Source organism: Streptococcus ratti FA-1 = DSM 20564 (assembly GCF_000286075.1).
GTDB classification, from domain to species: domain Bacteria; phylum Bacillota; class Bacilli; order Lactobacillales; family Streptococcaceae; genus Streptococcus; species Streptococcus ratti.
Map to the genome: position 1 here is coordinate 1,392,641 of NZ_AJTZ01000005.1, position 18,191 is coordinate 1,410,831.

The 18,191-nt window shown below is 42.1% G+C and carries 12 protein-coding genes and 1 pseudogene; 5 read left to right on the top strand and 8 right to left on the bottom strand.

The annotated features are described in order from the left end of the window. Positions 1-49: 49 nt before the first annotated feature. Complete coding sequence (locus SRA_RS08530; protein ID WP_003089856.1) at positions 50-688, bottom strand: CPBP family intramembrane glutamic endopeptidase; 639 nt, start codon at positions 686-688, stop codon at positions 50-52. Between the two features lie 256 nt (positions 689-944). Here SRA_RS08530 and SRA_RS08535 point away from each other — a divergent pair, with 256 nt between their 5' ends. The 5 genes and pseudogenes from SRA_RS08535 to SRA_RS10530 form a co-directional block, all read left to right on the top strand. Then, positions 945-2,051 carry a helix-turn-helix domain-containing protein gene (locus tag SRA_RS08535; RefSeq protein ID WP_003089857.1) on the top strand — a complete coding sequence of 369 codons (1,107 nt, stop codon included), beginning with the start codon at positions 945-947 and terminating at the stop codon, positions 2,049-2,051. Next, positions 2,032-2,238: a PLDc N-terminal domain-containing protein gene (locus tag SRA_RS08540; protein WP_003089858.1), complete on the top strand. Its 207-nt coding sequence runs from the start codon at positions 2,032-2,034 to the stop codon at positions 2,236-2,238. Before SRA_RS08535 ends, SRA_RS08540 begins: the two co-directional genes overlap by 20 nt. Further along, on the top strand, positions 2,235-3,140 hold the full coding sequence (locus SRA_RS08545; RefSeq protein ID WP_003089859.1) for an ABC transporter ATP-binding protein: 906 nt from the start codon (positions 2,235-2,237) through the stop codon (positions 3,138-3,140). The genes SRA_RS08540 and SRA_RS08545 overlap by 4 nt, the downstream gene beginning before the upstream one ends. Beyond that, a complete protein-coding gene (locus SRA_RS08550) occupies positions 3,137-3,898 on the top strand; it encodes an ABC transporter permease (RefSeq protein ID WP_003089865.1) in 762 nt (253 codons plus the stop codon). The genes SRA_RS08545 and SRA_RS08550 overlap by 4 nt, the downstream gene beginning before the upstream one ends. Before the next feature lie 134 nt (positions 3,899-4,032). Then, a pseudogene (locus tag SRA_RS10530) lies at positions 4,033-4,169 on the top strand (LysR family transcriptional regulator); the annotation flags it as partial. Positions 4,170-4,272: 103 nt separating this feature from the next. Here SRA_RS10530 and pgfM2 read toward each other — a convergent pair. The 7 genes from pgfM2 to SRA_RS08585 form a co-directional block, all read right to left on the bottom strand. Further along, positions 4,273-7,074, bottom strand: a complete 2,802-nt coding sequence (gene pgfM2 / locus SRA_RS08555; RefSeq protein ID WP_037611481.1) for a glycosyltransferase PgfM2 — start codon at positions 7,072-7,074, stop codon at positions 4,273-4,275. Positions 7,075-7,243: 169 nt separating this feature from the next. Continuing rightward, positions 7,244-8,260 carry a UDP-glucose 4-epimerase GalE gene (gene galE, locus SRA_RS08560; protein WP_174267042.1) on the bottom strand — a complete coding sequence of 339 codons (1,017 nt, stop codon included), beginning with the start codon at positions 8,258-8,260 and terminating at the stop codon, positions 7,244-7,246. A gap of 33 nt (positions 8,261-8,293) precedes the next feature. After that, positions 8,294-11,218: a glycosyltransferase PgfM1 gene (gene pgfM1, locus SRA_RS08565; RefSeq protein ID WP_003089873.1), complete on the bottom strand. Its 2,925-nt coding sequence runs from the start codon at positions 11,216-11,218 to the stop codon at positions 8,294-8,296. Further along, positions 11,215-12,177, bottom strand: a complete 963-nt coding sequence (pgfS, locus tag SRA_RS08570; RefSeq protein WP_003089874.1) for a glycosyltransferase PgfS — start codon at positions 12,175-12,177, stop codon at positions 11,215-11,217. The genes pgfM1 and pgfS overlap by 4 nt, the downstream gene beginning before the upstream one ends. A 254-nt stretch (positions 12,178-12,431) precedes the next feature. Beyond that, positions 12,432-14,216 (bottom strand): LPXTG cell wall anchor domain-containing protein, encoded by a 1,785-nt coding sequence (locus SRA_RS08575; protein WP_003089879.1) that lies wholly within the window; start codon positions 14,214-14,216, stop codon positions 12,432-12,434. A gap of 429 nt (positions 14,217-14,645) precedes the next feature. Then, complete coding sequence (locus tag SRA_RS08580; protein ID WP_003089882.1) at positions 14,646-16,190, bottom strand: LPXTG cell wall anchor domain-containing protein; 1,545 nt, start codon at positions 16,188-16,190, stop codon at positions 14,646-14,648. Positions 16,191-16,273: 83 nt separating this feature from the next. Next, positions 16,274-18,100 carry an LPXTG cell wall anchor domain-containing protein gene (locus SRA_RS08585; RefSeq protein WP_003089884.1) on the bottom strand — a complete coding sequence of 609 codons (1,827 nt, stop codon included), beginning with the start codon at positions 18,098-18,100 and terminating at the stop codon, positions 16,274-16,276. Between the last annotated feature and the right edge of the window lie 91 nt (positions 18,101-18,191).

Sequence of the window (18,191 nt, forward strand, 5' to 3'; positions counted from 1 at the left end):
ACGTTGTCAATGCCGCTATCATCTACAGAAATTTGGGAAAGGGTATTGATTAAGGCATGATTAAGGCATGGGTCATGGCACAAATCCACAGGCTCTTGGAATAGACAAATAAGGCTGATAGGATAAAAGAATTTGTCAATAGGCCCAACAAAAATGAGGGCAGGCCAACACTTGTAAGGCTTCCATCGATATAGAAAAAGAGGATATGCCAAACTCCCCAGCAAATAAAGGTAATGATCGTTGCCAGAGCATAAGAAAGTTTTTTCTCTAGATCAGGCTGAAAGGAATAGCGCCAGCCTATTTCCTCTATGCCACCAAATACAAGTGCTTTCAGAAAAAACAGAAATGGTAGCCAGATACTTCCTACCCTAAAGCCATTACCTATGATAATTGCGCCAAAATCTATTACCAGAAAAGCTATAACGAATAGATAAACTTGCATGGGCTGTCTGACATCAAAGAACTCCTTTAGAATTTCAAGAGGGCTTTTTCCATGACAGTTTTTTTGATAAATGACACCCCACAATGCTGACGAAATTCCAGCTAAAACAATAAGAAGCATTCCCAAAAATGAATGGTAGCCTAATTCAAAGCCAGCTTTTTGGAACAAGCCAGCAATAGCAGTAAAGAAAATAATCTGAAGCAAAGTAGGTAACAAATAGATACTATAAAGTTTTTTATTATTCATGATACTATCTTCATATTAGCATAGGAAATATAGATTTTTCAACTAATTATACAGTCAAAATGATAGACATGCTATCCATTCAAAGCTCTGTCATATCAGGCTTTTTTGACGAACTTTTTTATAACAGCTGCTGCTCGCTACTCTTAATCTTTGTATCAGCAGTTTCCAAACGGGAAATTCCTTTTACTATATGTATCCAGATCGGAACTTTAATTTCTATAGAAGATACCATATAATAAAAGACAAGGAGGGCCTTATGAACATTGGTCAAAACATCTACTTAAATCGAACTAGGATTAATTTTACGCAGGAACAGCTGAGTGAGTACTTACATTTAACAAAGGCAACCATTTCTAAGTGGGAAAACAATCAGGCTACCCCTGATATTCACTATCTTGTCTTAATGGCTAATTTATTTAATATCAGTGTCGATGATTTAATTGGCCACAAAAAGATCCTCTCATCACAGGAAAGAAGTCAACTGTTTAATGATTTGAAAAATAACAAAAAGAAATTCACAGCTGATCAAAGCTTGGCTAATATTGAAAAGCTGTCTAAGCAGTATTTAAATGATTACAAGACCCTGCTCATGCTCGTTCAGTTTATGGTCAACTCTTTTTTAGACAATAAAGGCTTAAAAGACCGGACTGCACAACTGGCTTTGGCTCTGCTGAACAGGATTATCAGCCATGCTTCGGCAGAAACTGAAATTCAGTCAGCTATTATGCTAAAAGTGATTATCCTCTTCCAAAATGAAAAATACGATGACATTATAGAAATCTATCATAACAGGCCTTATAAACTTGGCGAGGAACTGATACTGGCTAACAGTTATGCCCTAAAAGGTGATATTGAAAAAGCTAAGGAAGTCCTGCAGGTAGAGCTTTATCAGCAAATTTTATTAATGGTTGAGTCTCTGTCAACTTTAATCAGTTATGAGACCAAGGAAAACAACGATGAAATCATCAGGCGAATGATTGGTCTCATAGATCTTTTTAAACTAGAGGAGCTGCATCCTAACTCTGCCATCAAATGCTACTATACTCTAGCCCTTTATTATATTGATTCGGGGGAAGAAAAAGCAATAGCCTTTTTAACCAAGCTGATGCAGTGCTGCAAAAATCTGCTCAAGCAATTTCAGCTGCATGGGGATCGCTTCTTTTATGCGATAGACAACTGGCTTGAATCACTGCCAATGGGAACCCTTCCGCCTACCAACAAAAAACTGCTGATTGATCAAATGGAAAAGGCCTTTGATGCACCAGTCTTTTCTAAACTAAACAGCCACCCACAATTCCAATCTTTTATCAAGGATATTCAAGAACTGAAAAAGGAGCTGAAAAATGAACCTTACGATTCCTAGTACCTATCTTCCCTTCCTCATTCCCCTGTTTGCGCTGCAGCTGATTTTAATCATCATAGCATTTGTCAAACTTAAAAAAATCAGACAGACAAGTTATCTCAATAAAGCAGCCTGGATTGTAATCATCTTATGTGCCAATATTCTGGGACCAATCCTATTTATCACGATTGAAGGCAAAAAGCAATGAAGGCCGTAACATTTAAGAAAGTCAGCAAATCTTTTAAAGATAAACATATTCTAAATCAGGTATCTTTGGAACTGGATGAAAATAAAATCTATGGTTTTGTCGGCCAAAACGGCTCAGGAAAAACAACTACCCTCAAAATGATACTTGGACTAACCAAGATTGATAGCGGTAACATCCACATTTTTAATGAAAAAGTTACCTTTGGCAGTACTCCTACCAATAAACTCATCGGCTATCTGCCTGATGTACCTGAATTTTACGACTATATGACTGCTGTAGAATACCTTAAATTATGCTCAGGATTTTCTCATGGTAGACAGCCTCAGCGGGTGGACGCTCTGTTGGAAGAGGTTGGTTTAAAAGATAATAATCAGCTGATTGCCACTTATTCCCGGGGTATGAAACAGCGCTTAGGCTTGGCTCAGGCTCTTATTCACAATCCTAAAATACTCATCTGTGATGAACCGACAAGTGCCCTTGATCCCAAAGGTAGACAGGATATTTTAGATATTATTTCAAATTTAAGAGGGAAAAAGACGGTTATCTTTTCAACGCACATACTGTCCGATGTTGAAAAAATCTGCGACGATGTGCTGGTACTGAGCAAACACACGATTCAAAATCTCAGCCAATTAAAAGCTCGCAGCGTAGAAAAGGACAAAGTCCTTTATACTGTTGTGCTGAAAGTCAAACAAGAAGACCGCCCAATTTTGAAGAAGCACTTCCAGCTTGAACAGGATGAAAACAGCATAAAAATTTATCTCCCTGCTAAAAAGACTGCTACTAGCAGTGACATTTTACAGGATTTCTATCAAAAACTGATGGAGCTAGGAGTCTTCCCTACCTTTATAGAGGCAGCAGATGAGTCCTTAGAACAGCTGTATTTAGAGGTCATATCATGAACTATTTATCAGTTATGCTCAAAAAAGAATGGTTAGAAAATATAAAAACTCACAGAAGCGCAGCAATGTTTGTCTGCGGCATCTTTTTTGGAATTCTGGGACCCTTTACTGCCCTTATGATGCCGGATCTTATGGCTAAGCTGCTGCCTAAAAATTTAAGACCAATTATTCCCGAGCCAACTTACATAGATTCCTATACCCAATACTTTAAAAATATCAACCAATTAGGCCTTGTTATTCTCGTTTTCTTGTTTAGCAGCACACTTACTCAGGAATTAGCAAAAGGCACATTGATTAATTTAATCACCAAGGGACTGTCTAAAACATCAGTTATTATAGCTAAATTTGGTGTTCTATCTTTCATCTGGAGCTTTACCTATCTTGCAGGATCTGCTGTCCACTATGGCTATACCTTATATTATTTTAATAACAAGGGGCTGCACAAAATAACAGCCTATCTGGGAAGCTGGCTTTTTGGCCTTCTCTTGATCAGTCTGATCCTCCTGTTTTCTTCACTGTTCAAGAAAAATAGTGCTGTTCTGCTGGGAATTTTCACTGCAATTGTGGCTTTTTTCTTAATCAACTTCATGAGACCTATCAAAGATTTCAGTCCGCTGTTGCTTATCCAAAAACAATCTGATCTCTTGCTGGGACATTTTTCCCTACACCGTTACCAGCTGCTGCTCTTGCTGGTAGTAGCTTTGATTCTGATGAACTTGGCAGCGGCAAATCTCACTTTCAAAAGAAGCGAAATGTAAAGTAAAAGCGGGACAGCCCTTCAAAGGCACAGTCCCGCTTTTCTTATTCCATAAAAACCACTTACCAGATGCCTAAAAAGTGCTGCAGGCAAGACTGACTGTCCAGCAGAACAACCGTAAAGTGCAAAATATATTTAGACACTGTACTAAAGGTGAAAAAACTGGCTATGACTGATTTTCAGAAGGGCAGTGAAATCAGCAGCCTCAATACCATCAAACAGCTGGTCATTCTCAAGTGTAGCATTTTTTCTATCGCAGCATTGTTAAAAAAATAAGTCTCTTGTTTTCACATTTCTTTTACTGTCCTGAATTTTATTTTGAGTGCCTATCAGCCTTCGGCTTAGCAGCAAACCTTACAGAATAGGCAGAATTTCTCAGTCAAACTCATCTTCATCAAAGTCCTCTTCTTCTGCTAGCTTCTTTTGACGGCGTTTTTTTTGCAAGACAGCCATGGATAAAACGGCTGAGAGCAAGGTTACAAGCCCGCCAGAGATGATTCCCTGAGGAACATAATAGAGGTCAATGCGATGCTTACCAGCAGGTAATTTAAAGGCCAGCATGGCATTCCAAACTTCTTGGCCCTTCACGCGCTGTCCGTCAACTTTCACGCGCCAGCCAGAATTATAAGGAATAGAGGTCAGTAAATAATCCTTGCCCTCAACTTGTGTCACTTTTCCAGAAAGCGATCTTGACGTCACCTTGCTAGGGTTCCACCTAGCAATTTTTTTCTGACTTACAAAGGTCTGAAAACTGTCGTCATTAAAGCGGTAAAATTTCAAATCAGCAATATCCAGCGGATTATTATCTGTCAGCTGAATTTCAAAAGTCTGTTCCTGATCTTTGCTGTCAGCTGTCAAGTTCCACAGCTGAGGATGGCGGTAACGGTCAAAGACTGTGTAAGCCTGCCCATTTACAGACAGTTTGATATGAGACAGATTGTCTGAGCTGATCCTCGCAGAATACAGGTAATAGGCATTGCTGTCTGCAGGAGTCCACTTGAAACGAATGATCCCAGGACGTTTAGATGACTGGCGCCTGTAGATTTGCTGACCATTTTCGCCATTGATTAATGTGACATTATCCAGTGTCATATCCGTCTGATAAGGCTCTAAAAGGTTTTCCATACTGTCTGAAAGGCCGTGGAAAATCTTATTTTGATTAGCCGCGACGTCTTTATCGTCCAGTTTGGTTTTGAGCATAGCAGCATCCCCTGAAAACCCTAAACCAAACACTGTTTTATTTTCTAACAAGCTTGCATTTTTAAAATGTTTAACAGACTGATAGTACTTGCTCAAGTCTTTTCTGGCTGAATAACTCCAGATGCCGTTGTCCACAAAATAACGCAGATTAAATAGTGCATCTGTCAGCGGTGTGCCGCCTGCATACATCGAAATAGCTGTTGAGGAAGGCAGCCCCAGATTTCCTAAAAATTCTAAATTTTTGTATTCGACACTGGACGTAAAATGATTGATACCGTAATAATTATAGGTCAGTGAATCATTCCAGGTATTGGCACTGCTTTTCTCCATACGTGCCAAAGTTGATTTAGGCAGTTTTAGCTTGTGATAGAAAGCTTCCTGCTTGCTTTCTCCCTCCAAAACCGAGCTGGGACTGTGCCATAGATTTCTTTCGATTGTAAATTTAGCATTAATGCCCATATCAGCCATACTTAAAAGCAGCAATAGACAAAGCTGCCAGCTCTTAGCAGAATGCCATGAAAAGAGCAAGACAATTAAAGCCGCAAGCACAAGCATAGTAAGCTGCTGCCAAATAGTGACCAAAGTATAGGATTTCTCCTGCACTGCAAAATACACATAAACATTGGCCAAAAGCACCAAAACAAGGGTGAGCGACAGCTGCAGACGGCTCCATGAACTGACCTTTTGAAAAGCTTGGTAGGTAATAAGCAGGAAAACGAAGCTCAGCAGCCAGGCATTGCGGTAATAAAAGCCAACCGGCATCTGTCCCATGTGCCAAAACCGAATGACAGCAGCATTGGAAAAGGCGACCAGTAAAAACGCCAGCAAGACAAAACTGCTGATTTTCTTTCGCAGGTCAATGGTCTTCGTCCAAAAGAAATTAAACAGGCCGACAAAGCCAAGCACACCAACGTAGAAATTGGGCAGGCTATTGAAATCTCCCCACTCTTCTCCGCTGGCAGCACCTGGAACAAATTTGATTAACAGTTTGAGAGGATTGTAGAGAAAGGTGAAGACCCAAGGATACTGCTCCCCTCCTGCTACTTTGGTATCCAGCAAACCATAAAAAACCGGCAGCAGCCAAACAGCACTCAGACCAACCCCCAAAAGAGAGTACAGAAAAAGCCGAAAGAGCTGTTTGATTTTGAAAACAAAGGCAGCTTTCTTTGCCAAGAGATAATAAAAGCTATAAACTACAACAAAGAGCGCTGCCATATAAGCCGTATAAAACTGAGTGATAAACATAGCAGCTAAGACTAAAGAATACTTAAGACTGCCCTTCCCATCCAGAATCTTTTCTAGGCCGATGATTAACAGCGGCAGTAAGATGAGATTGTCCAAAAAGTTAGGATTGACCTGATGCACAATCAGAAAACCGCTCAAACCATAAACCGCAGCAATACAGACTGAAAGCAGCCGATTGCGATAAGCCTCATAACGCTTGTGGAGGAAATAGTAGAAACTAAGGCCCGCAAATCCCTGACGCAGCAAGGTTACCAGAAAAACAGCTAAGTTAAGGAATTTAGCCGGACTTAAACCAATCGCTAAACTAAAGAGACTGAGGCTGTTAAATCCCCAGACAGGCGGCATCACGCCGCCCATTCCCTTATGCCAGGACCAGAAAAGAGCTCCAATATCAAGGTGTTTAAAGGCATGTCCCAAGGCGCGGTAAAGCGGAATGTACTGCAGGGTGTAATCACCGCTCATGATTGTCTTTGTGCCAAAAGGATAGAGCTTCATCACAGCAAAAACAATCACCATCACCAGAATCGGCAGACTAAAGGCTGCCAAGAAGCTCAGCCCATCTTTAAAAGGGGATTTCTCCGCTCTTTCTTTGCTATCATCATGTCGGCTAGGCTCTTTTTGCTGTCTGGATCTAAGCTGCGAGCGGCTGAAGGTTTTCGATAGCTGCGGGCTACCTTGAGAAATCTCGGTCCCCTGAACCGTCTGTATATCTTCTGCTTTCCTTGCTACCATCGTATCTCCATTTTTATTTTTCACTCATTATTCCTTCAAAATCATTGTTCAGGCTTCTTTTAAGACCCATAGGGCTTTAAAAAGAAGAGCATGGGGGTCACCTATCCCCACGCCTCCTAATTAATCACATCGAAACAGCAAACTGCTAAGAATTGCCAGTCTCAGGCTGTCATCCTACAAAGCCATTAGGATGTTTGGTCTGCCAGCGCCAAGCATCTTCACACATACGCTTGAGATCATATTCTGCCTGCCAGTTGAGCTCCTTTTTAGCCTTGGTGACATCAGCATAAGAAACAGCAATATCCCCAGGGCGTCTGTCAGCAATTTCATAAGATATGGGGTGACCGACAACTTCTTCCATTTCCTTAATCACCTCTAAGACAGAAGAGCCTTTTCCAGTTCCTAAATTGTAAACGGAAAGACCCGAGTGAGGTTTCAGTTTCTGGATGGCTGCAGCATGACCGCGCGCCAAATCAACCACATGAATGTAATCACGAACCCCAGTTCCATCCTTGGTATCATAATGACTGCCAAAGACCTGAACCTTTTCCAGTTTTCCCAGTGCAACCTGAGTCACATAAGGCATCAGACTGTTGGGGCTACCCTTGGGATCCTCTCCCAAATCGCCTGAAGGATGAGCACCGACAGGATTAAAATACCGCAGAATAATAATATTCCAGGCATCATCTGAAGCAGCCAAATCCGTCAGCACATCTTCAATAATCAGTTTTGTCCGGCCGTAAGGCGTCAGGCTTGAACGCGGCGAATCCTCAGGCACCGGTACCGGAGCGTCATTACCGTAAACACTGGCAGACGATGAAAAAATCAGATTTTTGCAGCCCAAAGTCTTCATCACCTGCAAAAGTGTCACTGTCCCTGAAACATTATTGTCATAATAATCCAAAGGCATACTGCTGGATTCATTGACGACCTTAAGACCAGCAAAATGAATAACAGCATCAACTTTTTCTGCTTCAAAAATGGCAGTTAGTTTCTCTTGATCTCTGATATCAGCCTGATAAAAGCTGAGCGGCTTGCCAGTGATAGCCTCAATAACCTTCAGGCTCTTGGAATTTGAATGAAGCAAATTATCAACAACAACAAGGTCATAACCTTGATTCAGTAATTCAACACAGGTGTGAGAGCCGATAAAACCAGCTCCCCCAGTCACTAAAATCTTTTTAATCAGCATAATTCTTCCTAACCAGACAAATTATTGTTAAAATAGCTCATCGTTTCCTGTCCTGTTATCGTACCACTTTAAGAAAGCAATAAGAGCCAGAGAGAAGATGGAAACGGCAATTCCCGTCAGCAGTCCTTGGGGCAGGAAGGTCATTTCAATTTGATGTTTCCCGCTCGTAATCGGGAAGGACAAAAGACTTCCCCAAGCTTCACTGGTCTGTACTTTTTTACCGTCTACTTTCACTGTCCAGCCTGGATTGTAAGGAATGCTTGTCATCATAACATTGCTCTTATCTGTGATAGTGACATGGCCTTTAACCAAGGTGTTCGTCCATTTAGTGACAGTCATATTTTGCTTCAGGCGTTCTTTTAGAACCTTCCTGATGGCCTTTTGATCGGCTCGGACCAGTGCTATGTTTGTCAAATCAAGCTGATCTTCCTTGGAGGTTTGCAGCTGCAGAACCATTTCTTGACCTGGTGTTTTATCCGTTAAATTCCAGAGCTGAACTTGGTCGTAACTTTGTGAATAGTGATACCACTGGTTGTTGAGCATGATGGAAATATTGCCCATGGACTTGCGCAGACTGTAAGGCGCTTGGAAATAGTAGGTAAAATCAGTCTGAGGCGTAAAAATAATCCTAACCGTACCAGGCTGCTGCTTATCAATACGTTTGAAAATCCGTTGGCCGTTTTCATTGACTTCCTGCATATTGAACAGCTCAATTTTGGGAATGCCGACATATTCAAAATATTTCTGCTCAACACCAGACATTGATGAAAGGATAATATTTTGATTGGAAACGGGATTATTAAGCCCAAACTTAATATTTCGCGTCAGCGTATTGGTTCCAAAAGCTGCAGAAAAGACATCAGGGTTTTCATAAATTATGAACCGCTTATTTTCATAAATAGGTTTGTAGTAAGCTTTGAGATCTGAACGCGTAGAATTACGGTTGAAGAACTGCCAGTTGGGATGCTGTTCCATATCTGTCGCCGTGTATTCCTTGCGGTCAATATAGTAGCGAACGCCATAGAGAGCATCTGTCAAAGCCGTTCCGTTGGCATAAAAAGTCGCCGCATTGCCTCCAACATCTCCCATCGAATTGAAAAGATTGATAGTTGATTTTTCCATATTGGAGCTAAAACTGCTTAAACCGGGGTAAGAAACGAGGAAAGGATCATTTTTTGAGTAAAGAAAGCTTGATCCTACCCGATAGAAGCCAGCCTTATTTTTCTTCTTGATAACATTGGCCAGTTCTTTCATGCTCTTAGTGACATCTGTAAACTTATAAGCATCGGCATAGGCCAGGGTAACCTGTGAAAGGTAAGCATTGTAGCCCAATTCAAGCGCAGTCATCAGCGCCAAAGCAGACCAAACAAGCTTGCTCTTTGGACGCAGCGCAAAGTACACTAAGATTAAAAGCCAGCTAAGAAAGGTCAAAGACACCTGAGACAGTAAGAATCCCTTGCTCAGCAGGAAAAAGGACACGACCACAGCGAAGAAACTAGCCGCAACAGCACACAGCCTGGCTTCTTTGTAACGGCTAAGACCTTTCCAAGCAAGAGCTGCCAATCCACCAAACACAGCCACTATCACTAGTCCTGTCAATATGCTGTGATGATTGACAAAACTTGTAAGAGCCTTGGGCTGGCTTTTGGCAATGTAAGTATAACTATGATTAATAACATAATAAGCCGAAGCAAAACTTAAGACAACTCCTGTTACCAGCCCCTTCCAGCCCAGATACTTGTCTTCTCTAATAGCCTGATAAGCAAGGAGCACCATAAAGAAAGAAAGAATCCATGAAAACCGATAGAAGAAACCGGCCGGATTTTGCCCCATATGCCAGATTTTGCTGGCAAATTCATTAACAATGGAAACAAAGAAAATGAAACTAATAAGACCGGCTGCAATCTTGCGAAACTTATGAGCCTTAGCCTGTGCAAAGTAGAGAAAGAAGCCAACCAGAGCCAAAGCACCCACGTAAATATTAGGCAGATTAGGACCAGCGGCCCAAGAAGATTCATTGTCAAAACCGCCAATCATCAGTTTTGATAAAATATCCAAAGGATTAATTTGCAAAGCAAAGCTGAAGGTCATAGGACTGTCATAAGCCCCTTTGCTGCGCAAAAGATTTAAAAAGATCGGATAAAGCAGAAAGAACACTGCTGTTATCCCCAGAACAGAAGCATAGACAACACGCCAGACAGGTAGAAAGAATGCTGTCAGCTTTACCTTCCAATCCCCTTTTTCTGCCAGTCGAGGGGCGGCATAATAACATGTATAAAGAGCAATAAAGAGACAAATCATGTAGCCCATATAAAAATGCAGCAGCATAGTCAGAGCCAAAAGAAAGATGTACTTGAACGGTTTTCCGCCATCAATCACTTCTTCCAAGCATATAATCAGCAAGGGCAGCATAATCATGGCATCGTAAAAGATGGGATTCATCTGATAAGAAACGATCATGCCTGACAGAGCGTAAGCTGCTGCCATAAGGGGAGGCAGCCACAGATTATAATCCATAGCCTTGTAACGCTTGATCAAAAGATAGGCGAAACTCAGTCCCATTGCTCCGTAACGCAGCCAAATGGTCAAAAAGACAGCCCACTTGAATTGGGTCAGCGGCAGCAAAATATACAAAAGATTAAAAGGACTGATGAGATTGAACCCCCAGACCCCAATCATAGCTCCGCCAATAGACTTGGAAAAGGAATAGAAAAGTCCCGACCAATCTCCAGTCAAAACAGTGGTCTTTAAGAAGCCATACAAGCCAATATACTGCTGGCCAAAGTCAACAGCCATCAAGGTATTTCTGCCAAAAGGAAAAACACCCATGAAAAGCCAGACCACAAGCATAATCAGCATGGGAAGAAGCGCACTCAAAAGGAGCACATGAGCTTTTTTATTTTCTTTGAAAGGCAATCTTTGCTTTTTTTCTTTACGTGTTGCGTGACTCATCCGACTAGATCCTCTTTTGCTTTCTCAATATTAGTCTCATCCACAATATAATGCGGACGCCGTTTCACTTCATAGTAAATCTTACCAATGTATTCGCCCAGAATTCCTATCGAAATCAGCTGTACGCCGCTAAAAAGAATGATGGCCGCTAAAGTAGTGAAATAACCGCTGACCAGAGTCTCCGGTTTCACAAAATAAGCGATAAACATCACTAGCAGATACAGCAAAGCAAAACCAATGCAGGCAAAACCAAACTGAATACAGATACGCAAAGGTTTGTCATTAAAGGAGATAATCCCCTGAAGGGCATAATTCATGGAACGCTTGAAGCCAAACTTACTCTCACCAGCTTCTCGGATATGATTTTTGTAAGGAATAATCTTTTCTTTAAAGCCAATCCAGGAGAAAATTCCTTTGGAAAAACGATTATATTCCGGCAAGGACAAAATCGTATTGACAGCTTTCCGGCTGAACAGTTTAAATTCTGAAATACCGTCAGTCAGCTGTACATCCATTAGACGATTGGAAAAACGATAAAACAGCCTGGCAAAAAAGGTACTTTGCCTTGATTCCCCCTGACGGTCTCGCTGACCGCTGACCACATCGTAACCTTCTTTAAAGGCGGCCACAAAATCTGGAGTAAGTGCTGGCGGATGCTGCAAATCACCATCCATCAGCATGACAGCATCACCAGTTGCATACCTTAAGCCTGACAAAATAGCACCCTCACGTCCAAAATTGCGGCTGAAACTGATAAATCTGACCCGCTGATCCTGAGCAGCAATTTTCCTCATCAATGTTAAGGTCTTATCTTTGCTGCCATCGTTGATATAAACCAATTCATAGTCATCAATACTAGTTTTTGCGATCATTTTCTGCAGCTGCTTGGAAATCTCACTATGTGTTTTTTCAATCATTTTTTCTTCATTGTAAAAAGCAACGACGATTGATAATTTCATACAAACCCTTCCTAGTTGATCTTACTATTTTCGAATAAAAACAGCCTGATACCAATTGTATTCTATCATAATTCAACAGACTTTTCGAGACCCTTTGTCTTGGCTCCCAATCACTGTGCTCAAAAAACTTGCTTGTCCCCCGACTGAAGGACCTTACTTAGAGTAAGCAAATACTGTCCTAAACTGTTTTTCTTAAATAGCAAAAGAGGCTAAGACTATTGTCCCTGCCTCTTTCATCCTATTTTCAATCAATATCAGCCATGATGTTTACGGTAATAGAATAGACCAGTCATTAAGACAGCTGCAAGACCAAAAAGTGACAAAACAGTGCCGCTTTCTTCGCCTGTGCTTGGAAGTCCCTTAGCACCAGCATTTTGCTTGCCTGATGGCTTATTAGATTTGTTGGAACTTGTAGCTGCTGGAGCTGATGTCGTTGTTGTTGGTTCCTTAGCTTTAGTAGTAGTCTCCTCAGCTTTTGTTGTTTCTGAAGATGCTTCTGTGGTTGCTGGAACTTCGGTTGTGGTTGTCGGACCCTCGGTCGTTGTCGTTGAACCTTCCGTTGTGGTGGTTGGGCCCTCCGTTGTAGTCGTTGGACCTTCTGTGGTCGTCGGCGCTTCTGTTGTCGTGGTTGGACCTTCCGTGGTCGTCGTTGGACCTTCTGTTGTAGTGGTTGGCGCTTCCGTTGTTGTCGTTGGACCCTCGGTCGTTGTCGTCGGCGCTTCTGTTGTCGTCGTTGGACCTTCCGTGGTCGTCGTTGGACCTTCTGTTGTAGTGGTTGGCGCTTCCGTTGTTGTCGTTGGACCCTCGGTGGTCGTCGTTGGCGCTTCCGTCGTGGTTGTCGGCTTCTCTGTCGTAGTGGTTGGGGTCTCCGTGGTCGTCGTTGGTGCTTCTGTTGTGGTGGTTGAACCTTCCGTCGTGGTTGTCGGCTTCTCTGTCGTAGTGGTTGGGGTCTCCGTTGTCGTCGTTGGACCTTCTGTTGTGGTGGTTGGCGCTTCCGTGGTTGTCGTTGGTTTCTCTGTTGTGGTCGTTGGCGCCTCGGTCGTTGTTTTATCTCCATCAACGCCACCAGCAGCATTGACATTAGCTACAGAATGGTTAAATTCTTTACCATGAACAGCTTCTTTATTATTTTCTTTATACCAAGCTTTACTGTGATTTTCAAAAGTCTTTTGCTTAAGATTATCAACTTTGGTCAAGTACATGATACTATAGCTGGTTAACTGAGCGGAATCTTTAGGGATATAGACGCTGATTTTGCCAGTAGCCGAATCCGCCGAAATAATTGCTCCCTTCTCATTAGCAAGCTGGTTGATACCACTTTGACCGCTATAAGATGTGACATTACCGTTGTAGTCAGTTACAGTAATCTCAAAACTGTCTGCATCCAAAGTTTGGCCAGACTGAATGTCATCGTCAACACGAGCCTCTTCATCTACATAGACTCTTTCATTATTGATATTCAAGAACCAGCGCACGTGATCGGTGTCATCTGTCTGCATATCTCCAGTCTTGTAGTAGAAAACGCCGGTAGTTCCTGAAGCAGATTTTACAACACTGACTTCAGCTGTCTTTCCGCCGCTTATAACTTTGAAGCTTCCGGTATTTTCTTCAGTAGTGTTGGTAAAATTCCGGCCTTCAATTTCAAATTCACCCCAGCCGGTAACGTTATCCAAATCATTGATAGCGTCATTGAAAGTAACGACCGCTTTGTCAGTTGTTACCTGCAAGTCACCGACATAAGTCCCACGAACTTCCAGCCGAACGGTTTTAACATAACCCGATCCTTTGACTGTTCCTGAATTATCCCAGTTGACAGTTATGGTATCGCCAGATTTAATCTTTTGAGCATGCTCATCAAACTCAAAGCGAACAGTGGTCTTTCCACCGTCATTGATTTGAGTTGGTGATACCGTCAATGATGAAACGTTGTTACTGACATCGCTTGCCTGAGCCTTGGTCAGGGCTACAAAGAACATTGGCAAAATGATAGCAAGAGCTCCAAAAAACTTTAATAGTTTCAATAAACCTTTTCTTTTCACTTCTAGTCCTTTCTTGCAACAAAATTATTACAAATATATTATAGATGGCTTACATTTTTTTGTCAACAATGGATTTACAATTAAAAATGAATAATACAAAGAGGTTGGGCCAAAAGTCCAACCTCATCAATTAGAGTTCATTTTAACATCATAAGGCAGTGGTTGGGAGAAACTCTGTCAGCTTTAGCTAACCTAGAGTTTCCCCTGCACAGTTCATTAGGCACTTTAGTGCCAATGAACCACTGTTGACTGGCAGTTTCGTTCGCGTTTTACGCTCTTGAGCCGACCGATTCAACTGTGCGGGGGTGGGAGTGAATCGGTCTGGGGAGAGACCGTTTCAGGTCACCGCCTAGAAATTAGGGAACGGTGAGAACCAAAATTTTCAATTTTTGGCTTCTTTCCCACTCCCTTTGTATTATTCAGCTTAGCTTAACGCTGTTTGCGATAATAAAACATTCCCGCTCCTGAAACAATCACAAGTCCCAGAACCATTGGAAGAACATTATTTTCTGAGCCTGTGCTTGGAAGGCCGTGCTTAACCGCTCTTTTCTTAGCAGTCGACTGACTTGAAGTTGTTGCAGCAGCTGCTTGAGTAGTCGTTGCATCTTTTGCGGTCGTTGTACCTTCTGTAGTAGCATTGGATACTTCAGTTGTTGTTTCTTTTTCAGTCGTTGGCTCAGTTGTCGACGGTTCTTCAGTCGTAGAGGTCGTCTCATTTGTTGTCGTTGTAGGCTCCTCTGTGGTCGTCGTTGTTGTCGGAGAATCTTTTTCGTCAACAATCGTTACAGTCGAATTATCCGCCTTAGCAGTGACTGGACTAGCCAGTTTGTAGCCATCTGGGGCTTTTGTTTCAGTAATGATGTAGTCATCGCTTAATAAGCCGCTGATTGTGGCCGAGCCGGTTGCATCTGTTGTAACAGTGCCGACTACTTCTCCTGTTGACTTGCGGGTAACCGTAAATTCAGCACCTGCCAAAACATTGCCGTCCTTATCTTTTTTGGCAATTGTCAGGCTGTAATTGTAGCCGCTGGCCGTACCGCTGGCTGCTTGGTAAACAACAGTATTATTTGCACTGATGCTGCCCTTTTCAGTTGACGTAGCTGTGGCAGTATTAACCAGCTTTTCACCATTAACAAGCGGACGGTCAATTGAAACTTTGTAAGAAATGCTAAAGCCTTGTGTAATGTTTCCCAGATTGAGTGTGAAGGAATTGCCGGACACATTAGCAGAATAGTTAGCTGTAACATTTGATGGATTGCCTAAACTCCATTGATTAGAAGCATTTTTATACCAGTTACCCGTACGGATAGAAAAGCTGCCATCAATATAAGACAGACCGGCTGACTTCAGCTCATCTGTGATAACAACATTTGATGCAGATGCGTTGCTGGTGTTGACAACGATAACATAGGTGATTTCATTTTCATCATAATTAACGTAGCCATACTTATAGAAATCAAGGTCTGCATCGCCGCTACCTACGCCGTAGCCGATACTGCCGCTTCCAACGGTAATCTCATTGTTTCCGACTTGAACTTTGGCAGGGATGGTTGTATCGCCTGTAACAACAGTCTTATCAACTTTTACTTGAAAATTTAAAGTCCCTGTCACATTATCATGTGTATTGACATAGCTACTGTAGGTCATGGTCAAAGTTTTGGAAGCAGAATCAATCACAGCTGTTGCAACAACCGTTCCGTTTGCATCAGTGACATTGAAGCTTTGGTTTCTGTTAAAGGTCAGTTCATTTGGCAGTGTGATGGTTGTCGTGTCTCCTGCGACTGCTTCATTTGGAACTGAGAAGTCCATAGACATTGTTGTCGTATTTGAGCCCGTAATCTCAGTGTGAGACAAACTTGAGTTTGTAACGGTAATATCTACTGTTTTAGCCTCTACCGTTGTCTCCTTGCTGAATGCGATAACTAGGCCGAGAAAAGCAACAATAGCCAACAAACATTTTAAACATCTTTTCATTTTTTTCTCCTTTTTATTTTAAACAAAGGCTAGCCCTAACTCGAAAGGACTAAAGGAGCAAAAGCTAGCTTTTGAGTTAAAACTTAACTAAAATGCTTTCGATAACAAAATATTCCCAGCGCAGACACACTCACAAGTCCCAGAAGCGATAAAGCAAAGCTGCTTTCTTCACCGGTACTTGGAAGCCCGTGTGAGGCAGTTTTTTTCTTGCCGCCCGGCTGCTTAGAAGTTGTTCCGGCTGACGAAGTCGTCGCTGCCGGTACCTGAGTGGTGTCAGACTCTGTTGTCGTCGTTTCCTGACTTGTAACAGCCGATACCTCTGTCGTTGTTGCTGAGCTTTTGGTAGTCGTTAGAGTTTCCGTTGTGCTTGGACTTTCTGTCGTAGTCGGAATTTCGGTGGTCGTTGCTGAGCCTGCAGTAGTCGTCACCCCTGCTGTCGTTGACTCACTCTGTGTAGTTGTCTCAGCATTGTCGCTCGTGGTTGTTGCTTCTTCAGTCGTCGTTGTGGGTGTTTCGGTAGTCGTTGGCCCTTCTGTCGTAGTCGTCGGAGTTTCGGTTGTTGTCGGCTCCTCTGTCGTTGTTGTACTTTCAGTCGTTGTTGTTGATTCCTGTGTGGTTGTTTCGGTAGTCGTTGTTGTCTCCGAAATCTTTTTATTAACAACATCTTTTGTCACAGACTTGTCGCTGCCAAAGTCATCTTCTGAAATCTTGATGCTTTCACCTAATAGCTGATAACCCTCCGGAGCGGTTTTTTCGGTGATAGTGTAAGAATCTTTCAGCAGACCGGTAATGCTAACATTGCCTTTAGCATCTGTTGTAAATTCTCCAACGACCTGTCCGTTGGCATCGCGTGTGACAACAAAAACTGCACCTGCTAAAGGATCATTGTCTTCATTTTTCTTATGAAGCTTAATAGAATACACGTAACCTTCGGCAGTTCCTCCAGATTCCCTGTAGGTTTGTCCGTAGGTAACATCTGTCACTTTTTGACCATTAGATGTCAGCGTAGCCGTATTTTTCAGAACCTCACCGTCACTCAACTTATAATCAACCTTAGCATCGTAGGTGATAAGGTAGGCATCTGTCTCACTGATATCGCCTAAGTTAATCTCAAAGCCAGTATCGCCTTGGAAATTAACAGTAAATTGATTGGTGACATCAACAGCATTTTGGAGTTTCCATTCACTTCCCTTGGCCGTCCAAGTCCCTTTTTCAATCTTAAAACTGCCCTGAACATAGGTAACCCCTGGTGATCTTAAGAGGTCTGTAATAACGGCAGCGGGGAAGTTTTTACCGGAGCGGTTAACTGGAATATTGTAGTGGATGACATTTTGATTATCTATCCAGCCAGACTTGGTAATATCACTTGTTTTAGCTTCTCCGACACCTGTAAAAGTAACATTGCCAGCATTAAAGACTTTGCCTTCGACTTCGATAGTGACAGGAATCGTCTCTTTTTGTGTTACCACTTTGTGATCCACAAGAACATTGAAATAGAAATTGCCTGTAACATCAGAATGTGTTTCGGCATAGTCTGTATAGGTCAGCGTAGCTTTCTTAGTACTGGGATCAACCACTGCCTTAGCCACAGTATGGCCGTCCTTGTCTTTAATTTCAAACTCTTCTCGGCGATTGAACTGCAGCTTTTCTGGCAGACTGATGGTCGTCGTGTCTCCTGATTTTACAGTGTTATTAGGCAGGCGGAAGTTGGCAGCAATACGGAAGTTTTCCCACTTATCAAGACTGCCGTCCAAGGGATTGCCTTTGCCATCTGTAATGCTTACAGAAGTAATCACATTATCCCGTGCAGCCGCCTGAGTTTTGATGCTTTTGCTGCCAAAAACACTAAAAACAAAGACAAAAGACAGGAAAAAAAGCGTGATTATCTGAATAAGCCCGTTCTTTTTCATAATAATCTCCTTTCTCAATTAAAAATCAAGAATTTTAAAGAGTATATTACTTTTTTTACAAATTAACAAAAAAAGAACATTATGTCAATAG